Origin of the sequence: Sorangium sp. So ce381 (assembly GCF_051473845.1) — a bacterium.
GTDB lineage: Bacteria > Myxococcota_A > Polyangia > Polyangiales > Polyangiaceae > Sorangium > Sorangium atrum.
Genome location: NZ_CP150336.1, coordinates 2,538,615 through 2,557,068 on the forward strand (window position 1 = coordinate 2,538,615; position 18,454 = coordinate 2,557,068).

At 70.8% G+C, this 18,454-nt stretch carries 16 protein-coding genes; 11 read left to right on the forward strand and 5 right to left on the reverse strand.

The window, feature by feature from the left end:
- Nucleotides 1-163 precede the first annotated feature (163 nt).
- The 6 genes from WMF29_RS09715 to WMF29_RS09740 all read left to right on the forward strand — a co-directional run bounded on the left by WMF29_RS09715 (nucleotide 164) and on the right by WMF29_RS09740 (nucleotide 7,068).
- The gene (locus WMF29_RS09715) at nucleotides 164-1,543 is read left to right on the forward strand and encodes a DUF5050 domain-containing protein (protein WP_437328561.1); all 1,380 of its coding nucleotides are present in this window, start codon (nucleotides 164-166) and stop codon (nucleotides 1,541-1,543) included.
- 533 nt (nucleotides 1,544-2,076) lie between these two features.
- Nucleotides 2,077-3,456: a DUF5050 domain-containing protein gene (locus WMF29_RS09720; protein WP_437328562.1), complete on the forward strand. Its 1,380-nt coding sequence runs from the start codon at nucleotides 2,077-2,079 to the stop codon at nucleotides 3,454-3,456.
- 220 nt (nucleotides 3,457-3,676) lie between these two features.
- The gene (locus WMF29_RS09725; protein ID WP_437328563.1) at nucleotides 3,677-4,390 is read left to right on the forward strand and encodes a hypothetical protein; all 714 of its coding nucleotides are present in this window, start codon (nucleotides 3,677-3,679) and stop codon (nucleotides 4,388-4,390) included.
- Complete coding sequence (locus WMF29_RS09730) at nucleotides 4,387-5,451, forward strand: hypothetical protein (protein ID WP_437328564.1); 1,065 nt, start codon at nucleotides 4,387-4,389, stop codon at nucleotides 5,449-5,451. The genes WMF29_RS09725 and WMF29_RS09730 overlap by 4 nt, the downstream gene beginning before the upstream one ends.
- Nucleotides 5,452-5,489: 38 nt before the next feature.
- Nucleotides 5,490-6,470: a hypothetical protein gene (locus tag WMF29_RS09735; RefSeq protein WP_437328565.1), complete on the forward strand. Its 981-nt coding sequence runs from the start codon at nucleotides 5,490-5,492 to the stop codon at nucleotides 6,468-6,470.
- A gap of 94 nt (nucleotides 6,471-6,564) precedes the next feature.
- On the forward strand, nucleotides 6,565-7,068 hold the full coding sequence (locus tag WMF29_RS09740) for a hypothetical protein (protein ID WP_437328566.1): 504 nt from the start codon (nucleotides 6,565-6,567) through the stop codon (nucleotides 7,066-7,068).
- A gap of 210 nt (nucleotides 7,069-7,278) precedes the next feature.
- On the opposite strand, the gene WMF29_RS09745 is transcribed toward WMF29_RS09740, so the two are convergent.
- Nucleotides 7,279-7,848, reverse strand: a complete 570-nt coding sequence (locus tag WMF29_RS09745) for a hypothetical protein (protein ID WP_272101493.1) — start codon at nucleotides 7,846-7,848, stop codon at nucleotides 7,279-7,281.
- A 312-nt stretch (nucleotides 7,849-8,160) separates the two neighbouring features.
- On the opposite strand from WMF29_RS09745, the gene WMF29_RS09750 reads away from it, so the two are divergent.
- Nucleotides 8,161-8,565, forward strand: coding sequence for a GFA family protein (locus WMF29_RS09750; RefSeq protein WP_437328567.1), 405 nt, complete (start codon nucleotides 8,161-8,163; stop codon nucleotides 8,563-8,565).
- Nucleotides 8,566-8,657: 92 nt separating this feature from the next.
- On the opposite strand, the gene WMF29_RS09755 is transcribed toward WMF29_RS09750, so the two are convergent.
- The gene (locus WMF29_RS09755; RefSeq protein ID WP_437328568.1) at nucleotides 8,658-10,271 is read right to left on the reverse strand and encodes a hypothetical protein; all 1,614 of its coding nucleotides are present in this window, start codon (nucleotides 10,269-10,271) and stop codon (nucleotides 8,658-8,660) included.
- A gap of 148 nt (nucleotides 10,272-10,419) precedes the next feature.
- Complete coding sequence (locus WMF29_RS09760; protein ID WP_437328569.1) at nucleotides 10,420-11,577, reverse strand: multiheme c-type cytochrome; 1,158 nt, start codon at nucleotides 11,575-11,577, stop codon at nucleotides 10,420-10,422.
- A 151-nt stretch (nucleotides 11,578-11,728) separates the two neighbouring features.
- On the opposite strand from WMF29_RS09760, the gene WMF29_RS09765 reads away from it, so the two are divergent.
- Nucleotides 11,729-12,394: a hypothetical protein gene (locus WMF29_RS09765; RefSeq protein ID WP_437328570.1), complete on the forward strand. Its 666-nt coding sequence runs from the start codon at nucleotides 11,729-11,731 to the stop codon at nucleotides 12,392-12,394.
- A 12-nt stretch (nucleotides 12,395-12,406) separates the two neighbouring features.
- Here the strand turns inward: WMF29_RS09765 and WMF29_RS09770 are convergent, their stop codons facing one another.
- Nucleotides 12,407-13,387 (reverse strand): 2-dehydropantoate 2-reductase, encoded by a 981-nt coding sequence (locus WMF29_RS09770; RefSeq protein WP_437328571.1) that lies wholly within the window; start codon nucleotides 13,385-13,387, stop codon nucleotides 12,407-12,409.
- Nucleotides 13,388-13,604: 217 nt separating this feature from the next.
- Here WMF29_RS09770 and WMF29_RS09775 point away from each other — a divergent pair, with 217 nt between their 5' ends.
- Both WMF29_RS09775 and WMF29_RS09780 read left to right on the forward strand, forming a co-directional pair.
- On the forward strand, nucleotides 13,605-14,843 hold the full coding sequence (locus WMF29_RS09775) for an SMP-30/gluconolactonase/LRE family protein (protein WP_437328572.1): 1,239 nt from the start codon (nucleotides 13,605-13,607) through the stop codon (nucleotides 14,841-14,843).
- Between the two features lie 226 nt (nucleotides 14,844-15,069).
- Nucleotides 15,070-16,476: a hypothetical protein gene (locus WMF29_RS09780; RefSeq protein WP_437328573.1), complete on the forward strand. Its 1,407-nt coding sequence runs from the start codon at nucleotides 15,070-15,072 to the stop codon at nucleotides 16,474-16,476.
- 76 nt (nucleotides 16,477-16,552) lie between these two features.
- Here the strand turns inward: WMF29_RS09780 and WMF29_RS09785 are convergent, their stop codons facing one another.
- Entirely contained in the window at nucleotides 16,553-16,978 is a 426-nt protein-coding gene (locus WMF29_RS09785; RefSeq protein WP_437328574.1) for a putative metal-binding motif-containing protein, read from the reverse strand.
- Nucleotides 16,979-17,211: 233 nt separating this feature from the next.
- On the opposite strand from WMF29_RS09785, the gene WMF29_RS09790 reads away from it, so the two are divergent.
- Nucleotides 17,212-18,453 (forward strand): radical SAM protein, encoded by a 1,242-nt coding sequence (locus tag WMF29_RS09790; RefSeq protein WP_437328575.1) that lies wholly within the window; start codon nucleotides 17,212-17,214, stop codon nucleotides 18,451-18,453.
- The last annotated feature ends 1 nt before the right edge of the window (nucleotide 18,454 follow it).

Genomic DNA, 18,454 nt, shown 5'->3' on the forward strand with positions numbered 1-18,454 from the left:
GATCCGAACACATGCCCTGGACTTCGACGAATAACTCGCACAGAGGCGCCTCTGTGGCATGTTCGAATCTTAACAGGTCGCGACCGTGGAGACTCCGGTCGTGCCCCTGCTTGCAACCCTGTCCATCGTGGGCGGCGGTGACCGCCCGCGGAGGAGCAAGTCGATGAAAAGAACCTCATTCATGGTGTTGGCGTGCGTGGCGGGCGGGCTGGGCAGCGTGTCGTGCGGGGGGGCGGACGCGGGCGACGACGCCACGCAGGAGACTGAGCCCCAGTTCTCCGTCGACGCTCAGGGCGGGGTCTTCACCGGGGATGATGGCTTCAAGATCGAAGTGCCGCCGGGGGCGGTCAGCGCGGCGACGGAGCTCACCATCGAGAGCATCGAGGACGCCCGCGAGGGCGCGGTAGGCCCCACGTACCGCCTCGGTCCGGAGGGGCAGACGTTCGCCAAGCCGATCAAGCTCACGCTGCCGATCACCGTCGAGCTCGAGGCGGAGCTCGGGGAGAATACCGTCCTCGATGCCTACGGCTTCTCCGCGCCGACGGGCTCCGACCTCTTCACGCCGCTCGAGCGTCACGAGGTCTCTGCCGCTGAGCTCATCACGGAGACCTCCTCCGTTGGCACCTTCTACGCCGGGATGATCCCGGCGGGGGTGATGGCGAGCCAGCACGCCTACCCGATGGCGCTCGCCGCCGACGAGACCTACCTCTACTTCGCGAGCGGTGGCACCGAGGCCACCGCGCCCGCGGACTCGAACGACGGGTACATCTATCGCGTCAAGCCGGGCACCACCGAGGTGGAGGCGATGACCGCAGCGGATCCCGACCCCAAGGCGCTGTGGGTCAACGCCTCCCACGTGTACTGGGCGAGCGGCGGAGACAACGATCCGGTCATCCCCTCGGCGCTCAAGCGCGTCGACAAATCGACCCTGGAGATGGAGACGCTCGTCGAGATCGGCTACGTGCTGAGCGTCACCGGAGACGAGTCGTCCGTCTATTTCGGCGATGGCGACGGACACAACATCTACAAGATGCCCCTCGACGGCGGCGCGCCCGTCGTCCTCGCGGCCGACGCGGGCGCTCCGGAGTACCTGGCGCAGGACGCAGAGAACATCTACTGGACCGGCGGCGCCACGACGAACAAGGTCTACAAGGTGGCGAAAGCGGGCGGGGACGTGACCGTCATCGCCGAGAACGAGGGCGAGCCGGCCGGGATCGCGGTGGACGCGCAGTTCGTCTACTGGGCCAACACCGGTGACGGCGGCGTGTTCAAGGCGCCGATCGCCGGAGGGGCGAAGACGCTGATCTACCAGGGGGGCTCGATGGGGGGGCTGGCCCTCAGGGGCTCGACGCTCTTCTCGACGGACATGAGCCGGAACCGCAGCGTCCAGGCCCACGATCTCGCGAGCAATTCGACCGTCGTGCTCGCGTTGGGCCAGCACTTCGCCTGGCGCATCCTCGCCCCGGAAGGTCAGGACGTGTTCTGGACCAACGGCGGTGACTACCGCTTCGAAGGCCAGATCGTGTCCTACCGCGCTCCTTGAGCGCGCGCGTCCGGCGGCGATGCCGGGCAGCATGACAGCGGGGGCGAACGCGAGGTCGCCCCGTCGCGCCGATTTGTGAGCCGCCGATGAGCCGCGGTGCAACTGCTCCTCCGGGACCAGCGTGACGGGTAGGGGGGTGGTCCCACATGCTCATGCTTGGCTTCGCTTCCGGTGACTCCGGGGCTCCGCTGTCGTGTGGACGCGACGGCGGCGCCGGGGCCGCGTGCTGCGAGCTCGGCACAGTCAATCGTCTTCACTGCCAGCGCGGAGCGCGCTCACGGCGTCTTTGTCTTCATGGCGAGCGCGTGTCGGCCGGGCGGAACCACGCGCGTTGGCCACCGGGACGGACCATCGAACCAGGAAGCAGTTGATCCGACAACACCCGAGCCCAACTCCAACGATCATCTCGTGAGAGGCGCCGCTGTGGCATGTTCGCGCCTCATCGGCTCGCGACCGTGGAGACTCCGGCCGTGCCCCTGCTTGCAACCCTGTCGATCATGGGCGGCGGCGACCGCCCGCGGAGAAGCAAGTCGATGAAAAGAATCTCATTCATGGTGTTGGCGTGCGCGGCGGGCGGGCTGGGCAGCGTGTCGTGCGGGGGGGCGGACGCGGACGACGGCGCCGCGCAGGGGAACGAGCCGCAGTTCTCGGTCGACGCTCAGGGCGGCGTGTTCACCTCGGACGACGGGTTCAAGATCGAAGTGCCGCCGGGCGCGGTCAGCGCGGCGACGGACATCACCATCGAGCGCATCGAGGGCGCACGGGAGGGCAGGGTGGGGCCCATGTACCTCCTCGGCCCGGAGGGACAGACGTTCGACAAGCCGATCACGCTCACGTTGCCGATCACCGTCGAGCTCGAGGCGGAGCTCGGGGAGAATACCTTCCTCGATGCCTATGCCTTCACCGCGCCGGCCGACGCCGATGATTTCACGCGGCTCGGGCGTCATGACGCTTCCCCTGCCGGCGTCATCACGGAGACGCCGCATTTCTCCCGCTTCCAGGCCGGGATGGTCCCGCCGGCGGCGATGGCGAGCCAGCACGCCTACCCGATGGCGCTCGCCGCCGACGAGACCTACCTCTACTTCGCGAGCGGCGGCACCGAGGCCACCGCGCCCGCGGACTCGAACGACGGGTACATCTATCGCGTCAAGCCGGGCACCACCGAGGTGGAGGCGATGACCGCAGCGGATCCCGACCCCAAGGCGCTGTGGGTCAACGCCTCCCACGTGTACTGGGCGAGCGGCGGAGACAACGATCCGGTCATCCCCTCGGCGCTCAAGCGCGTCGACAAATCGACCCTGGAGATGGAGACGCTCGTCGAGATCGGGTACCTGCTGAGCGTCATCGGAGACGAGTCGTCCGTCTATTTCGGCGATGGCGACGGACACAACATCTACAAGATGCCGCTCGACGGCGGCGTGCCCGTGGTCCTCGCGGCTGACGCCGGCATGGCCGAGCACCTGGCGCAGGACGCAGAGAACATCTACTGGACCGGCGGCGCCACGACGAACAAGGTCTACAAGGTGGCGAAAGCGGGCGGGGACGTGACCGTCATCGCCGAGAACGAGGGCGAGCCGGCCGGGATCGCGGTGGACGCGCAGTTCGTCTACTGGGCCAACACCGGTGACGGCGGCGTGTTCAAGGCGCCGATCGCCGGAGGGGCGAAGACGCTGATCTACCAGGGGGGCTCGATGGGGGGGCTGGCCCTCAGGGGCTCGACGCTCTTCTCGACGGACATGAGCCGGAACCGCAGCGTCCAGGCTCACGATCTCGTGACGAACAAGACCACCGTGCTCGCGCTGGGCCAGCACTTCGCCTGGCGCATCATCGCCCCGGAAGGTCAGGACGTGTTCTGGACCAACGGCGGTGACTACCGCTTCGAAGGCGAGATCGTGTCCTATAGCGCCCCTTGAGCGCGCGTCCGGCGGCGATTGCTGGATCAAGACAGCAGGGGCGAACGCGACGGGTGGATCCGTTCGCCCTCACCGCATTGCACCGAGGGTGGCCTCGAGAGCCTGTGGCGAGCGCTCCCGAGTCCGCTCGCCAGCGCGCGCTGCGCCGCCCCTCTGCGCCGGCGTGCGCTGCTTTACGCATTGACCGTGTCCAGCGTCCTGGCGTAGTTCTTCTCATTCGATGCAGATCACCGTCTCGAGGGCCCGGCTCCAGGTCGCGCTGCTCGCCGTGATGGCGGTGATCGCGGGCGCCGGGCTCGCCGTCGAGGTGCTCAAGCCGCTTCTCCACCTGAGGAGCCAGAGCGGCGTCGTCCCGTTGTTCTCGCTGAGCTACGAGCAGAATGTGCCCACCTGGTACACCTCGTCCCTGCTGTTCGTGTGCTCACTCACGCTCGCTGCCATTGCCGTCGGCGCCCGCCGCACGGGCGAGTTCGTGAAGCACTGGTGGGGGCTCTCCGCGGCTTTCCTCTACATCTCGCTCGACGAGGTGGTCGAGATCCATGAAGCGGCGAGCTCCTGGCTCGATCTGGGCGGCGTCCTGTACTTCAGCTGGGTGATCCCGGCGGCCGCCGTGGTGGCGCTGTTCGCGGTCGCATACCTCAAGTTCCTCTCGCACCTCCCGCGAGAGACGCGGAATCGATTCCTCCTCTCGGGAGGGATCTACGTCACCGGCGCCCTCGTCCTGGAGCTGCCGCTCGGGTACTGGACCGAGCGTGCCGGGAGCGACAACCTGATCTACGCGCTCATCGACTTCGTGGAGGAGTCGCTGGAGATGCTCGGCGTGAATCTCTTCCTGCTGGCGCTCGTCGATCACCTCGCCGTGCAGGGGTGGACGATCGGCTTCTCGCAAGCAGCACCGGAGCCGCGGCGCGCGGCGGCACCGAGTCCCACATGAGCGCACGGGCCGAGCCCGCGTCCGCTGCGCCGCTCGGTGTGGGCCGGGCCGCGTACATCGTCGGCCCCTGGTACGATTGGGCCTTCTTCCTGCTCCCGCCGCTCGTCGCGCTGGCCGCGGGCGCCCTGATCGCGGGGACGCCGTTCGCCGACGCGACGTTCAGGCTTCACGGGGAGAAGGTCACGTGGGCGGGGCTCTTCATCGGCACGCTCATCCACGGCCACCTCGCCGCGGTGCTCCTCCGGAGCCACGGCAACGCGGACATCTTCCGGCAGCACCGGCTCCGCTTCCTCGTGGCGCCGGTCGCCCTGTTCGCCGCGATGATGCTGTCCATGTGGGCCGTCGCCTGCGTGTCGGTCCTCGTGGTGTTCTGGGACGTCTACCACTCGGCGCTCCAGACGTTCGGCCTCGGGCGCATCTACGACGCGCGCGCGGGGAACGCGCCAGCGCTCGGCCGCCGGCTGGATCTGTGGCTCAACCTCGTCCTCTATGCCGGCCCCATCCTGGGCGGCGCGACGATGCTCCTCCACTTCCAGAGCTTCGACGCCTTCGAGGGCGTGGGCCCCGCCTTCTTCACCGCGGTCCCTGCGCTGATGACGTCGAGCCACCGCGCCATCAGCTGGGCCGTCATCGCAGCGGGCACGGCATACCTGGTCTATTACGCGCTCGCTTACCGCGCGATGTTCCGCCGGGGTTACCGGGTGTCGTTCCCCAAGGTGTGGCTGCTCGTCAGCACGGGTCTCTGCTCGATCTATACGTGGGGTTTCAACCCCTGGGGACAGGCCTTCTTCATCATGAACCTGTTCCACGCCGTGCAGTACCTGGCGCTCGTCTGGTGGTCGGAGGGCGGGCGCCTCCGCCGCCGGCTGCGGCTCGACGCGCTCCGGGCCGGAGCGCCGATCGCGGTGGCGGTCTTCCTCGGGGGCGTCCTTGTGTACGGGGCCTGGGCCGAGCTCGCGCCGGCGGACGACCGCGCGCTGTGGTCGATCACGCAGACCGTCGCGCTGATGCACTTCTGGTACGACGGCTTCATCTGGTCCGTGACGCGCAAGCAGGTATGAGGCGATCGAGCCTTCAAGGTGTTACCAAAGAGGGGTGTATGCCAATCCAACGTTGTCTCCGATCCATGGTCATCGCGCTCGGGGTCGCCTCCGCGGCGCTCGTCTCGCCGGCTTGCAGCAAGTCGCCGCAGATCACGGCGGAGAGCATCGAGGACAACTGGGCGCTGACGGAGCAGCACGAGCCCGGGTCCGTCGTCATGACGGTGGCCCCGGACGGGCAGGTGACGGCGCTCGTGAAGGATCGCGACGGCAAGCCCATCGCGGCGGATGTGTCGGGCAGCGTCTCGGTCAAGGTGCCTGGCAAGGGCGGAGCCCCCATGAGCGCGGCCCTCGTGCCGGAGCCCAAGGCGGGGGGCGTGCTGCTCGCCAAGCTCCCTCCGCTCGAGGATGACCTGACCGAGGTCAGCTATGAGCTCAAGGTGAAGGGCGAGCCGTTCAACGGGGTGCTGCACGTGCCGCGCGGCGGGACCCGGGAGCTCCAGGAGAGCGCCAGGGAGCACCAGACGACCCAGCTCGACGGGACCAAGGGGCCGAACGGGGGTGTGCTCCAGCCGGTCGGAGACGACGTCGTGGAGATCGTCGCCGACAAGGAGAGCGGCGATCTGCGCGTGTACGTGCTCGATCTCAACCTCAAGCCGGTGCCGATCGGCGAGCGCGAGATCAAGCTCGCGGTCCAGACGCCGTCGGGGCCGGACGTCATCGTGCTCGCGCCCGGGCCCGATCGGCTCTACTTCACCGGCAAGCTCAACGTGAAGGTCAATCCGACCAAGATCACGGTGGTGCTCAAGCAAGGCGGCCACACGCACGTGGTCCTCTGCGGCTACCGTCCAGGCGCGGTGATCGTGGTCGGCCCGAGCGCGCCCGTGATCGGCATCCTGGTGGCCACCACGTGGGCCGTGAAGGTCGACGTCAAGCCGACCGTGGTGGTGCATGACGACGATGACGACGACGGCCGGGTGATCGTCATCCACAAGCACAAGCACAAGGGCAAGGGGAAGGGCAAGTGGCACTGGAAATGACGGGGGAGGAGGGCGCTGCGCTCGGACGGGGCGCGCCGACGCGGTAAGGTGGCGGCGCGGCGCGCCCGCGCCTCCCTCGAGAAAGCCCTCTCCCATGACCGAAGCGCCCGAGATCCCCGACCTCTCCCCCGACGACTGCCACCCCCGGGCCGCCGCTGCCCTCGCCGACCCGTTCTTCTGGTCGCTCACCGACGAGACCGCTCCGTTCGGCAACGAGACCGCGCACGAGACCCTCACCGCCTTCCGCGACTTCCGCGACGAGCACCCGAAGAAGAGCCCGATCGAGCTCCTCGACGCGCTCCTCGAGCGCTGGGAGGTCGGCAATGGCGGCTGGGACGCCGTGGACGCGGCCGAGGTCGAGGCGCTCGGCGAGGAGGACGAGTACGGCCTGCTCACCCGCGACGAGGCGATCCTCGCCCTGGCCTTCAGCCAGATCGTCGTCGAGGGCAGGCTGGATCCGGAGGTCCGCCGCCGCGCGCTGCTGGCGCTGGCCCGGCAGGCGCTCCCCGCGCTCCTGAGCGCCTACGAGGGGCGCGCCCTGGAGAGGGCGCTGCGGATCGACCGGATGAGGGGGATCCTCTCCGGCCGCTGGGATTAGTTCCGGCCACCAGAGGTCCGGCCAGAGATCCGGAGAGAGATTTCAACGCAAAGCCGCAAAGTCGCAAAGTCGCAAAAAAGAGCAGACTACTTGTGTTTTGCGTCTTTGCGCCCTTGGCGCCTTTGCGTTGAAATCTCTCTTCGTTCGCGAGACAGATCCCTGGCGGGATTTGTGACACGCGGAACTGGCCAAGCACCTCGGCGCGGACGGCTACGGGAGCGCCCAGTCCTGCGCGTCCTGTCGGCACACAGGCCCGCAGTCTTTGCCGTTCGGGTACGATGTCCGGTACGCGGGGGTGAAGGTCTGCTCTCCGAGGAGGGCGCCGTTCCGCCGCATGACGACGTCGACGCGCGCCGGCGTGCCTTGAATCGCGAGCACCTGCGTGAACTGCCCGGGGGCCGGGATGCAGCTCTGGGAGACGGCGTCGCCGTGCCTCGTCTCCGTGCAAATTGCCACCGCATTGATCGAGACACTGACGGTCGGGCTGCACTGGACGAACTCGCCGCCGCCGCCGACCTTCGGTGTGTTCGTCCAGCTGTAGGCGCACGACACCGCGTTGCCGTCCACCGTGAGCTCCAGCGTGTACTCTCCCGCTGCCCAGCTCTTGTTCGCCGTCGCGGCAGTGATGGTGAAGGTGTCGCTACAGCCCATCTCGGTGCATGCCTTCGGGTTCATGATGCAGCCGGGCATGGCGGCGGCCATGACGAATCCGGCGGCGAGCGCGGCGGTCGTGCGCGCGCAAGAGCCGAGCGGGACGAGGGAAAAAAGAGACAAGGACATCGGGGGCATCCTCTCTACGGCGGAACCGTCGTCGATGGACGCGCTGGCGTAGCAACGGGCAGGCCACCCGTGCGACGCAAGCAGCTGGCTCTCCGGACGCCTTGTGCCAGGTGCCCGCCGAGCGGCGCATGACAGCTGTGTCAGGGCAACGATCTCGTGGCTCGGCCGACGGGTGCTCCCGCGCCGCCGGCGCAGCGCGTCTCCAGACCGCGCGGCGGCGCTTCGAAGGGGGCTCCCGCCGGTGCGGATTCGGGTACCGTCAGGCCGTCGAGCGTTCGAACGTGAACGCCTGTCCTGCCAGGAGGTTTGTACATGAAGAAGACATACACGGGGAGCTGCCACTGCGGTGCGGTCCGCTTCGAGGCCGAGCTCGACCTGAGCGCTGGGACCAACAAGTGCAACTGCTCTATCTGCACCAAGACGAGGAACTGGAACGTGATCCTGAAGCCGGACGCGTTCCGGCTGCTCGCGGGACAGGACGCGCTGAGCGACTACCAGTTCGGCATGAAGGCCGGGCACCACCTGTTCTGTCGACACTGCGGCGTGCGCTCGTTCGGGCGCGGGTACGTCGAGGAGATCGGCGGCGACTACGTGGCGGTCCAGCTCGCTTCGCTGGACGACGTGGATCCCGCGGAGCTCGTCTCCGCGCCGATCCGGTACGCCGACGGACGCAACAACAACTGGGGCGCGCCGCCGGGAGAGACCCGGCACCTGTGAACGGCGCCGCCGCTGCCTGCGGCGGAAAGCGTCCCACCGACGGATGGCGCCGCTGCACGCCGGCGCCCCCGGCGCGCCGTCTTCACCCGTCTTCACTTCGCGACCTCTCCCGTCTTCAGATCGAGCTTCAGCTCCCGCACCACCTCCGGCTTGGCGCACACGATCTGCGGCGCCGAGCCCTGCACATCGGTCTTGATCCGCTCCTCCAGCTTCTTCGCGAGGTCCCAGGTCGGTACGAACGCCGCGAAGAAGCGCTGCCCCATGTCGCGCGTCACGACGAAGCGCGCCGGCGAGAACTCCGTGCGTCCCTTGAGCGCCTTGCGCGTCAGCGGGAAGTCGTAGTCGTCCGGCGCCGTCTTGCTGAACGTGTAGAGAACCACGAGATTCTGCGGGCATTTCGGCCCGCCGGGCCTCGGCAAGGTCCGGTTCTCCTTGGGCGTCGGCGGCGGCCCCTTCTGGAGCTGGATGGTCCCCGGCGCCGCGCCCGCGGCCTCGCTGGCGCCGCCGTGCTTCAGGATCGCCCCGCCGGCCGCGACCCATACCGCGCCGTCGCTCCCGACGGCCACGTCCCGGGCCTTCACCCCGTCGGGCAGCGGCGCCTGCTCCCAGGCGTCGCCCTTGCGCGCGAACAGCGCGTCGTCCGTGAGCGCCCACAGCGTCCCGTCCGGCGCCGCCGACGCCGTGAGCACGCGCGCGCCCTTCGCCGGCGGCTCGATCTTCTTCGCCTCCCCGCCCTGGTAGCGGAGCACGCCCCCGTCCACGATCCACGCCTCGCCGTCGCCGGGGCCCGGCAGGATCAGCGTGCGCACATCGTCGGCCTTCTGCTCCTCGGACGGCGTCGGGACAGGCACGATGGTCGAGCGTCTCTCGCCGCGCTTCCAGACCTCCAGAGCGCTCTCCCCTTTGCAGTTGCGCCCGTAGCTCAGCGCCGTCCCATCGCGCGTCGCCCCGAATGCCTCCGGGCGGACTTCGGCCTCCGCGTAGGGCGATGCCCCTTCGGAGTCGAACCCGCGGCACTCCCCCTTCTTGGGCGCCGGCGTGATCGTCAGCCCCACCCCGGGTCCGCGCAGCGTGACGAACCTCGAGGGCCCGATCATCGTCGGCCCCGCCAGCCCCACGAGCGAGCTGCCCATCCTTGCCACCCCGGTGAACCACTGGCCCGCGTTGCTCACGCGCCGCTCCCAGCCCTTCGCCCCCAGCGCGTAGTGCTCGGCGACGCCGGTGCGGCCCGTGGTGCCCGTCGCGATCAGGTCGAGCTGGTCGGGATAGCGCCCGTGGACGTCGATCACGGACACCCACCACCCCGGCAGGTGCAGCCGCTTCGGGAACTCGATCTTCCCGTCCTTCAGCACGCCGACCGCGGCGGCCACGCCCGTCTGCTCCCCCTCGATCATCATCAGGTTGGAGGTCGATACGAGCAGCGCCCCCTCCACCGGGTGCAACCGCAGCTCGACGTCCGCCGGGATCTGCGCCACCAGCGCGAACGCCGACTTCGGCGGCGGCGCCGGCTTCGCCGCCTCGTCCGCCTTCACCCCGCCCGCCGCGCCTGCGGTGCTCGATGCGCCCGTCACGCCTGCCGTGCCTGACCCCTGCGCTGCGGCCTCCGCGCGCGGCCCGTCCGCGGCCTGCGGCGCAGGCACAGGGCCGCACCCCGCCATCGTCATCACGAGCCCGCCCAGCCCCCACCACGCCCTTCGCCCGATCATCGCTCGTCCTCCTCCAGGCACGGCCGCGCCGGACTGCCGCGCCGCGCTCTCACGCTCTCCATGCTCGACCCGCCGGCTGCTCCGCCGCCCACCACCCCGGACCGCTCGCCGCGCCGGCCTGCTCCCCCCGCGCCGATCCCTCGTCCGCTCACGGAGCGAGCCTCCCCGACGCCACCCGGATCTCGCCCTCGATCTCCGCGTCGCGCAGGTCCACCCCGTTCGGGTGCGCCACCCGCTGGTAGGCCACCTGCCACGCGATCGCCCGCCCCTCGCCGGCGGCACCGACGTCGAGCTCCACCGTCACGGGCTCCGCGTGCACCCGATCGTCGGCGACGAGCTTCCGCCCGATGGCCCCGGGCCGCAGCGCGAAGTGCCGTGTCAGGTAGCGCTCGGCTTGCCCCAGCACGAGCTCGTCGGGCCCGAGCGCCTCGGCCGACACCTCGAGCCTCCGGAACAGATCCCCCGTCGGGAACGCGTGCCCCGCGTTCGCGGGCGCGAGCGTCACCGCCACGCGCGTCGCCGAGAGCCGCCGCGCCGTCACCGCGACGGCGCTCCGCACGAGCGCTTCGTCCCGCGATCCTGCGAACCCGTGGCCGCGCCGCCCCGCCGGCCCGCGCGGCATGTGGCACGCCGCGCAGGGCTGGTCCGCGGCCGGCGACGCGCGGTGCTCGATGACGGTCGACTGCATCAGCTCCGCGGCCGACCGCCCTCGCGCCGTGGGGAACGCGAACTCGTGGCAGGCCGCGCACGCGTCCGCGCCCCCGAACCGCGCGTCCCGGATCACCGCGTGCGGCGCCGCCGGCGGAGCCCCGCGCCCCGCCCACGGCGCCGCGAGCACCGGCGCCGCCGCCTCCCCCGCGAGCCCGCCCTCGCCGTCGCTGGTCACGTGGCACGTCACGCACCCCACCCCGAGCGCCCCGAGCGCCTCCGGCTCTGGCTCCTCCGGCCTCGCCTCGGGCGCGTGGCAGGCCCGGCAGAACGGCATCGGCTCGATCGCGAACGCCCGCCGGTAGGCCGGCTCGGTGTTCGCCCGGTGGTGGAGCGACGCGCGCCACTCCCGCGCCACCTCCTCGTGGCACCCCTCGCAGGCCTGGTTCGCGACCACCGCCGCCCCGAGCCTCGCCCGCGCCGGCCTCGGCATGGGCACCCGCGCCGCCTCCGCAGGCCCAGGCAGGGCGCTTCCGGCCGGCGCCTCGACGCCGCCTGTAGGCCGCGCGGGCGCGTCCGGCGCGGCAGCGCACGCGCCCGCGAGGGCGCCCGCGATCAGCAGGCCAGGGCCAGGTGCACAGCGCCGCACAGCGATCATTGCGGCTACAACACCCCCGCCGCTGCGTCACCTCCGAGGCACCCGCGCGACGCTGGCCGCTCTGCGGCCGACTCGCACCGATTCGCACCGTTCCGCCGCCGCAGGCGGCGTGGCGCCGTAAGATCCCGCGGGCTTTCGTGTTTCCATGCCCATGCACGCGCTTGCTCTGCTCCTGTGCCCCCTGCTGCTCCTCGCCACGGCCTGCGCCGCCAGGGAGCCCGACCCGGCGGATCCCCCTCGCTCGGGCGCTGACAACCCCTGCGCGCCGGGGGGAACGCCTCGGCCTCCCCGCAAGCACGTCGTGGCCACCACGGTCACGCCGGACGGCCAGATCGTCGACTGGATCCCCATCGAGTCCCAGACGCCCGACGGCAAGATCGCCACGCCTCCCGCGGGGCCGACGGCGCCGGAGGGAGCCAGCCCCCCGCCGCCGGCGAGCCCGGATGGCGCTGCGCCGGCGCGGTCTCCGGACGCGGCTACCGTTCAGCTCGGGCCGAGAGGCCCCGCCGGCACGGTGCCGGTGCTGCGCCCCAGGCGGCCGCAGTGCGACTGCTTGCCCGGGTATGTCCAGCAAGCCGACGGCTCGTGCGCAGCGCTTGCGTCGCACTGCTCGGGCGAAGGAGGGATGGCGTCGAGCAAGTCGTTCACGACCTGCTGCCCGGGTCTCACGCCCATCGAGAGCATGGCGCGGGTCGACGGTGCGTGCGTGACAACGGCGCCTGACGCGCACCTCTGCGCGAAGTGCGGCGACGGCGCCTGCGGCGCGGGGGAGAACGACTGCAATTGCCCCGGCGACTGCGGTGGAGCCCGGCCCTGAGCGACGCTTGGATCATCCGGCATACAAGCCGCGCGTGCGGCCGCACAGGCGCACGAGGCCGAGCAGGCTATCGATGGTCGGCGTCGGCACGCCGGTCAGCTTGCCTATCTCATGGACCACGGTCACCAGCGCATCGATCTCCAGGGACTTGCCCGCTTCCGCGTCCTGCAGCATCGATGTCTTGAACGCGCCGAGCCTGCGCGTGACCTCCATCCGGTCTTCTCCGCTCTGCGCGATCGGGCAACCGATCCTCTCGCCGATCGCCGCCGCTTCCTGCATCGCGTGAAGACAGAAGCCGCGCACCAGCGGATCGTCCAGTATCCGATCGCACGTCGCTCCGGTGAGCACAGACACCGGGTTCATCGTCATGTTGCCCCACAGCTTGTACCAGATGTCGGTCCGGATGTCGGCGCTGGCCTTGGCCTCGAAGCCGGCGCGCCGCAGCAGCTCGACAAGCACGCGCACCCGGTCCGAATGTCCGCCGGCCGGCTCGCCGAGGAGCAGGTGGTTGCCGAGGCCGACGCGCACCAGCCCCGGTTCCGGGCTTGAACCCGACAGGTGCACGACGCAGCCGATCACCTGGCGGAGCCGGATGGCGCGCGGCACGACGTCGCCGGGATCGAGCGACTGGAGCCGAGCGCCGGCATACGGCACGTTCTCGGGGGCGAAGAACCACCACGGCACGCCGTTCATGGCGGGGACGACGATCGTGTCCTCGCGGAGCAGCGGCGCGATGCGCGCGGCGACGTCGGCAAGCGCGGTGGCCTTGACCGCGATGATCACGACGTCCTGCGCGCCGAGCGCGGCCGGATCCTGCGCCGCGCGGATCGGCACGCGGGTGATCTCTCCATCGACTTGCAGCAGCAAGCCGCGCCTCTGCAAGGCGGCGAGGTTCTCTCCGCGCGCGACGGCGCTGACGTCGCAGCCGGCCGTCGCCAGCCGGGCGCCCAGCAAGCCGCCGATGGATCCGAAGCCGTAAACAGCAATTTTCATGATGTCGCTGCATCCTATCGCTGCGGACCGTCGGTTGCCTCCTCGCCCGCCGCCGCCGTTCGCGGCGCACCGCGGCAAGCCCGTTCCTGGCCAGGCGGAGCTCGCGATCGACGTGCTGTGCCGTTCGGTCACCTCGGCCCTTGCGGCGCGAGGCGAGCTGACGATGATGGGCGCGCCCGATCGGCACACCATCCGGGGCGCTTGGAGGAGCTTGCTTATGAAGGCCAGGTATTCGCTCGTTGTCTCTTGGATTGTGCTCGTTGCGGCGAACGGCTGCGGCGGCGACGACCCGCTCGAGTCGGAGGGCGGAGGTGGATCCTCCAGCGATGCCGGGGCCGGCGGGTCGAGCGGCTCTGCGGGCAGCGTGGGTACCACGACCTCGAGCGGCACCAGCGCGGGCAGCGCGGGCGCGGGCGCGAGCAGCGCCACGGCGGGGAGCGGCAGCGGCAGCGGCGGCGCTGCGGCGGGGAGCGGCAGCGGCGGCGCCGGGGCGGGCGGCGCCGGGGCGGGCGGCGCCGGGGCGGGCGGCGCCGGAGCAGGCGGCGCCGGAGCAGGCGGCGGTGATGACGTGTCGGCCGTCTGCCCGGGCGGCCCGTACGCGGCCAATCCGCTGCCGGCGAACGGCAGGCCGCAGCTGGTCCGAGGGGGGTTCACGTACGTCGAGGGCCCGGTCTGGGTCGCCGAGCTCGGGGCGCTGTTCTTCTCGGAGATCAACATGCAGTCGCAGAACGCTCCGCCCCTCAACGGCCCGAAGGCGAAGATCCAGAAGCTCACGCCTCCGAGCACGATCGAGGTGTTCCTCGAGAACAGCGGGACGAACGGGCTGGGCCTCCACAGCGACGGGAACCTCATCGCATGTACCCACGACACGCGCAGCATCTCCGTGTTCGATCTCGGCACGAAGGCGCGGCGCGAGGTCGCCGGGTCGTACATGGGCAAGCGGTTCAGCTCCCCGAACGATGTCGTCGCGCGGAGCGACGGCAACGTCTACTTCACCGATCCCGATTTTCAGCTCAGCGCCGGCAGGCCGGAGTTGCCGACAGCAGCTTACCGCGTGTCCCCGTCGGGCGCGGTGAGCCTCATCGGCACGCTGGAAACCCCCAACGGCGTCGCGCTCTCGCCGGACGAGAGCGTGCTGTACGTGACCGAGTTCACCCCCGGCCGGATCCGTCGTTATCCGCTGAGCGCCGAAGGAGCGCCCGGCGCCTCGTCCGATTTCGCAGCGAACCTGCCGAAGGCCGACGGCATGGGCGTCGACTGCGCGGGCAATATCTACATCGCGTGGCGCGACGGCATGGATGTCCTCGCGCCGAGCGGCGCGAGGCTCGGCTCGATCACGGGGATGGGCGAGGTGTCGAACGTCGCGTTCGGCGGGGCCGATCGAAAGACCCTTTACATCACGGCGGGCGCGTCGCTCTACGCGATGGAGATGAACATCCCCGGATATCCTAACTGAACTTTGCTGGACGCGGGCCGCCGGTGCTCAACCGCGCCGGCGTTCCAGCTGCGAGCGCCCGGCGGCTCGTCCCCGCGCGCGAGCACGTATTTCCCCGCGCGCGAGCACGTATTCTGGGAAATCCGTGATAGCTTGATCGACGCGGAACACCGAGCGGGCGATAGCGCTTGACCGGTCTGGCGGCCCGGCGTAGGTCACGATGTTCGAGGGACTCGAGCCAGTGTGCATGGGAGTGGTTGTCGCCGAGACGCTCGCCGCGCAGCATATCGAGCGCGACGCCGAACGCAGCCTCGACGCGGCGCTCGCCCTGGCGACCACATTGCATGAGCTAGGGCAGCGCGAGCGCTACCGGCGTCTGCTCGAACGCGCGATCGAGCAGGCAGATCGCGCGCTGGCCGCCGCCGAGCAGGAGCGCGCCGCCCTCCAGGGACATGAGGTCGACGCTGGAAGGGAACGACTCCTCGCGACGGCGAGGGGCGCCCGTTCGACCCTGGCGCGGGCTCACGCGGCGCGGGCAGCAGACGCGCTCCATGGAGCGGGCCAGCTCTCGTTGAGCGCGCAGCGCGCTCCGACGCGCGACGCTTGCGACGACGGGTGGCGGCGCGTGGAGGCGATCGTGGCCGGCGCAGACGCCTCGGCCCGCGCGGCCGCGATCTGCGCCGCAGAGCTCGAGGGCGGCTCTCCGCGGTCCAAGGTCGCCCGCGCGGCGCGCGCGGCGGCTCACGAGGCCGAGGCCGCCGCCCGCGCGGCGCGCAGGATCGTCGAGGAGCGAAACCACGCGTATACGTTCCACACGGACAGCGGCTTTTCGTTCGGCGAGGGGTGGTATGTCGCCGCGGCCGCCGTCCTCGCGGGCGCGGCCATCCAGGTCGAGCCAGGCAAGCCGGGGACACCGCAAGCCGAGGCGTTTCTGCGCGATGCTGGCCTGAGCGATCACCTTCAGACGCACCGCTCGCGCCCGCGCGCGGTGAAGCAGACGACGGAGATCGTCGCGCGCGCCTTCAAGGCCGAGCCGTCGTCCGCCCAGCGGAGGCTCCGCGCGGCGTTCCTCGGGGACGCGCCCATTCCGGGATCGGTGATCGCCTGGGTCGATCGCAGGCTCGCGGAGGCGCGCGCGGGAGAGTCACGCCGGAAGAAGGTGCTGCTCTGGATCCGCGAAGGGCTCCATCACCCGCACCGCAACACGACGCTCGCCGAGCTCCTGGAGCTGACGGACCTCGTTCAACGTGCGGGGCTCGTGCCTGTGTTGACCGGCGACGCCCTTCGAGACGCACGGGTCCCCGACGGCGCGGTCGACATGACGCTCTTCTGGAAGGACCCCACCTTCCGGCAGCTCGACATGCGCAGGGCGCAGCTGCAGTTCTTCGAGCACTTGAAGCGCACGCACGACCTCGTCGGTCAGCTCGGCGTCACGACTGCTGGCATGGATGGGCCCGCGCTCATGGGGCTTCCCACGATGTATCTCACCGACGTGTCGAACGTGCGCATGCGGGAGTGGGTCGGCGCGGTGCCGGGATACCAGGAGATCGTGCGCGAGGGGGGGTATCTCGAGCGCGTCAGCCGTGTGTTGTCCGAATGGGCGGCAGCTCCGTTTTCGGGAAAGTTCACAGGGAGGCGGGGAGGCGGGGAGTGAGCCCCCATTCATCTCCCTGTCTCCCCGTCTCCCTGTTCAATTCTCTGTTTAAATGCCAACAGGGTGAGGGGATTTGTCAGGAGGCGCCGCCTGCGCCGCCTCCGCCGCCCGTGCCTCCCGCGCCGCCGGTGCCGAGCGGGGTGTCGTCGCCGCTGCAGTCCTGATCGATGCTGTCACCTGCCACGTCCGTCGCCCCGGGGTGGATGTCCGGATTGCCGTCGTCGCAGTCCTCCTCGGGCCCGTAGCCCTCGCACGTCGCCTGGTAGCCGTCGCCGTCGCTGTCGGTGGCCGGCTCGTCGCACGGGGGCATGCCGTAGCAGGCCATCAGCGTGACAGCCACCATGCCGCCCGACGCCGCCGCGAGCAGCCGGGTCGCGATCCCGTGGCGCGCCTGCGCGCAGGTGACGCGCTCGGCCGTGGCCGTCGCGCCGCAATGCGGGCAGGCGGAAGCGCCGGGAGGAACGAAGCCATCGCAGCAAGGACAAGCGCCGAGGGTGAGCATGAGGATCTCCGCCTTTGGGCCATGCGGCCGAGCCCTGGCGCACGTCGGAAGGCCGAGCCAGGGAGGTGAACCGTTCCGTTCTATGGCAAGGGGCCCCGGCGCCGTGCAAGGAAAATGGAGGGGTATGGCGCAGCGGACCGGCGTGCGCGTGCGCAGATCACCATCCCCCCCCCGCGCGTCGAAAGGGCGCAGGAGCGCAGGAGCCGGCGGCGGAGTTCGCGGTAGGCTCGGGCATGGCGCTGCGCCGTCTCGATGTGGTTCCCGGCGAGTATTTCCCGGCGTACGTCGTCTGGGAGCTGACGCTCCGCTGCGATCAGCCCTGTCGGCACTGCGGCTCCCGGGCAGGGGCCGCGCGGCCCTCGGAGCTCGGCACCGAGGAGGCGCTGGGCGTGGTGCGGCAGCTCGCGGCGATGGGCGCCCGCGAGGTGGTGCTCATCGGCGGCGAGGCCTACCTGCACGACGGCTTTCTGGAGATCATCGCGGCGCTCAAGGCCGCGGGCGTGCGGCCGACCATGACCACCGGGGGGCGCGGGATCACCGCGGAGATCGCGGCGCAGATGAAGGGGGCCGGCCTGCACAGCGTCTCGGTCAGCGTCGACGGGCTGGAGCGCGCCCACGACCTCATCCGCAAGGCCCCGGGCAGCCACCGGAGCGCGCTCTCGGCGCTCGGGCACCTCCGGGGCGCGGGGCTGCTCACCGCGGCCAACACCAACCTCAACCGGGTGAACCAGGGCGATCTGGAGGCGCTCTACGACCTGCTCCGGGAGCAGGGGATCAAGGCGTGGCAGGTGCAGATCACCGCGGCGCTCGGGCGCGCGGCCGACCGGCCGGCGATGCTGCTCCAGCCCTACGACCTGCTCGACGTGCTCCCGCGCATCGCCGCGCTGAAGCGGCGGGCCTTCCAGGATGGGATCACGGTGATGCCCGGCAACAACCTGGGCTATTTCGGCCCGGAGGAGGCGCTCCTGCGCTCGCTGCGCGAGGGCGGCCGCGACCATTTTCGCGGCTGTCAGGCCGGGAAGCTGGTGCTGGGGATCGAGTCCGACGGCGCGGTGAAGGGCTGCCCGTCGCTCCAGAGCGACGCCTACGTGGGCGGCAACCTGCGCGGGCGCGCGCTCCAGGAGATCTGGGACGAGGCGCCGCGCCTCGCGTTCGCGAGGGCGCGCACGGCCGACGATCTCTGGGGCTTCTGCCGGAGCTGCGCGTTCGCGGAGGTGTGCATGGGCGGGTGCAGCTTCACGGCGCACGCGCTCTTCGGGCGGCCGGGGAACAACCCGTACTGCCACTTCCGCGCGCGCACGCTGGCCGCGCAGGGCAAGCGCGAGCGCCTCGTGCCCGCCGAGCCGGCCGCGGGGAGGCCGTTCGACAACGGGCTGTTCGAGCTCGTGCTGGAGGATCTCGACGGCCCCGATCCCGGGCTCGATTCCCCGGAGCGGCTGGTCCAGCTCACGCGCAAGCCGCGGCCCTCGAGCTGAG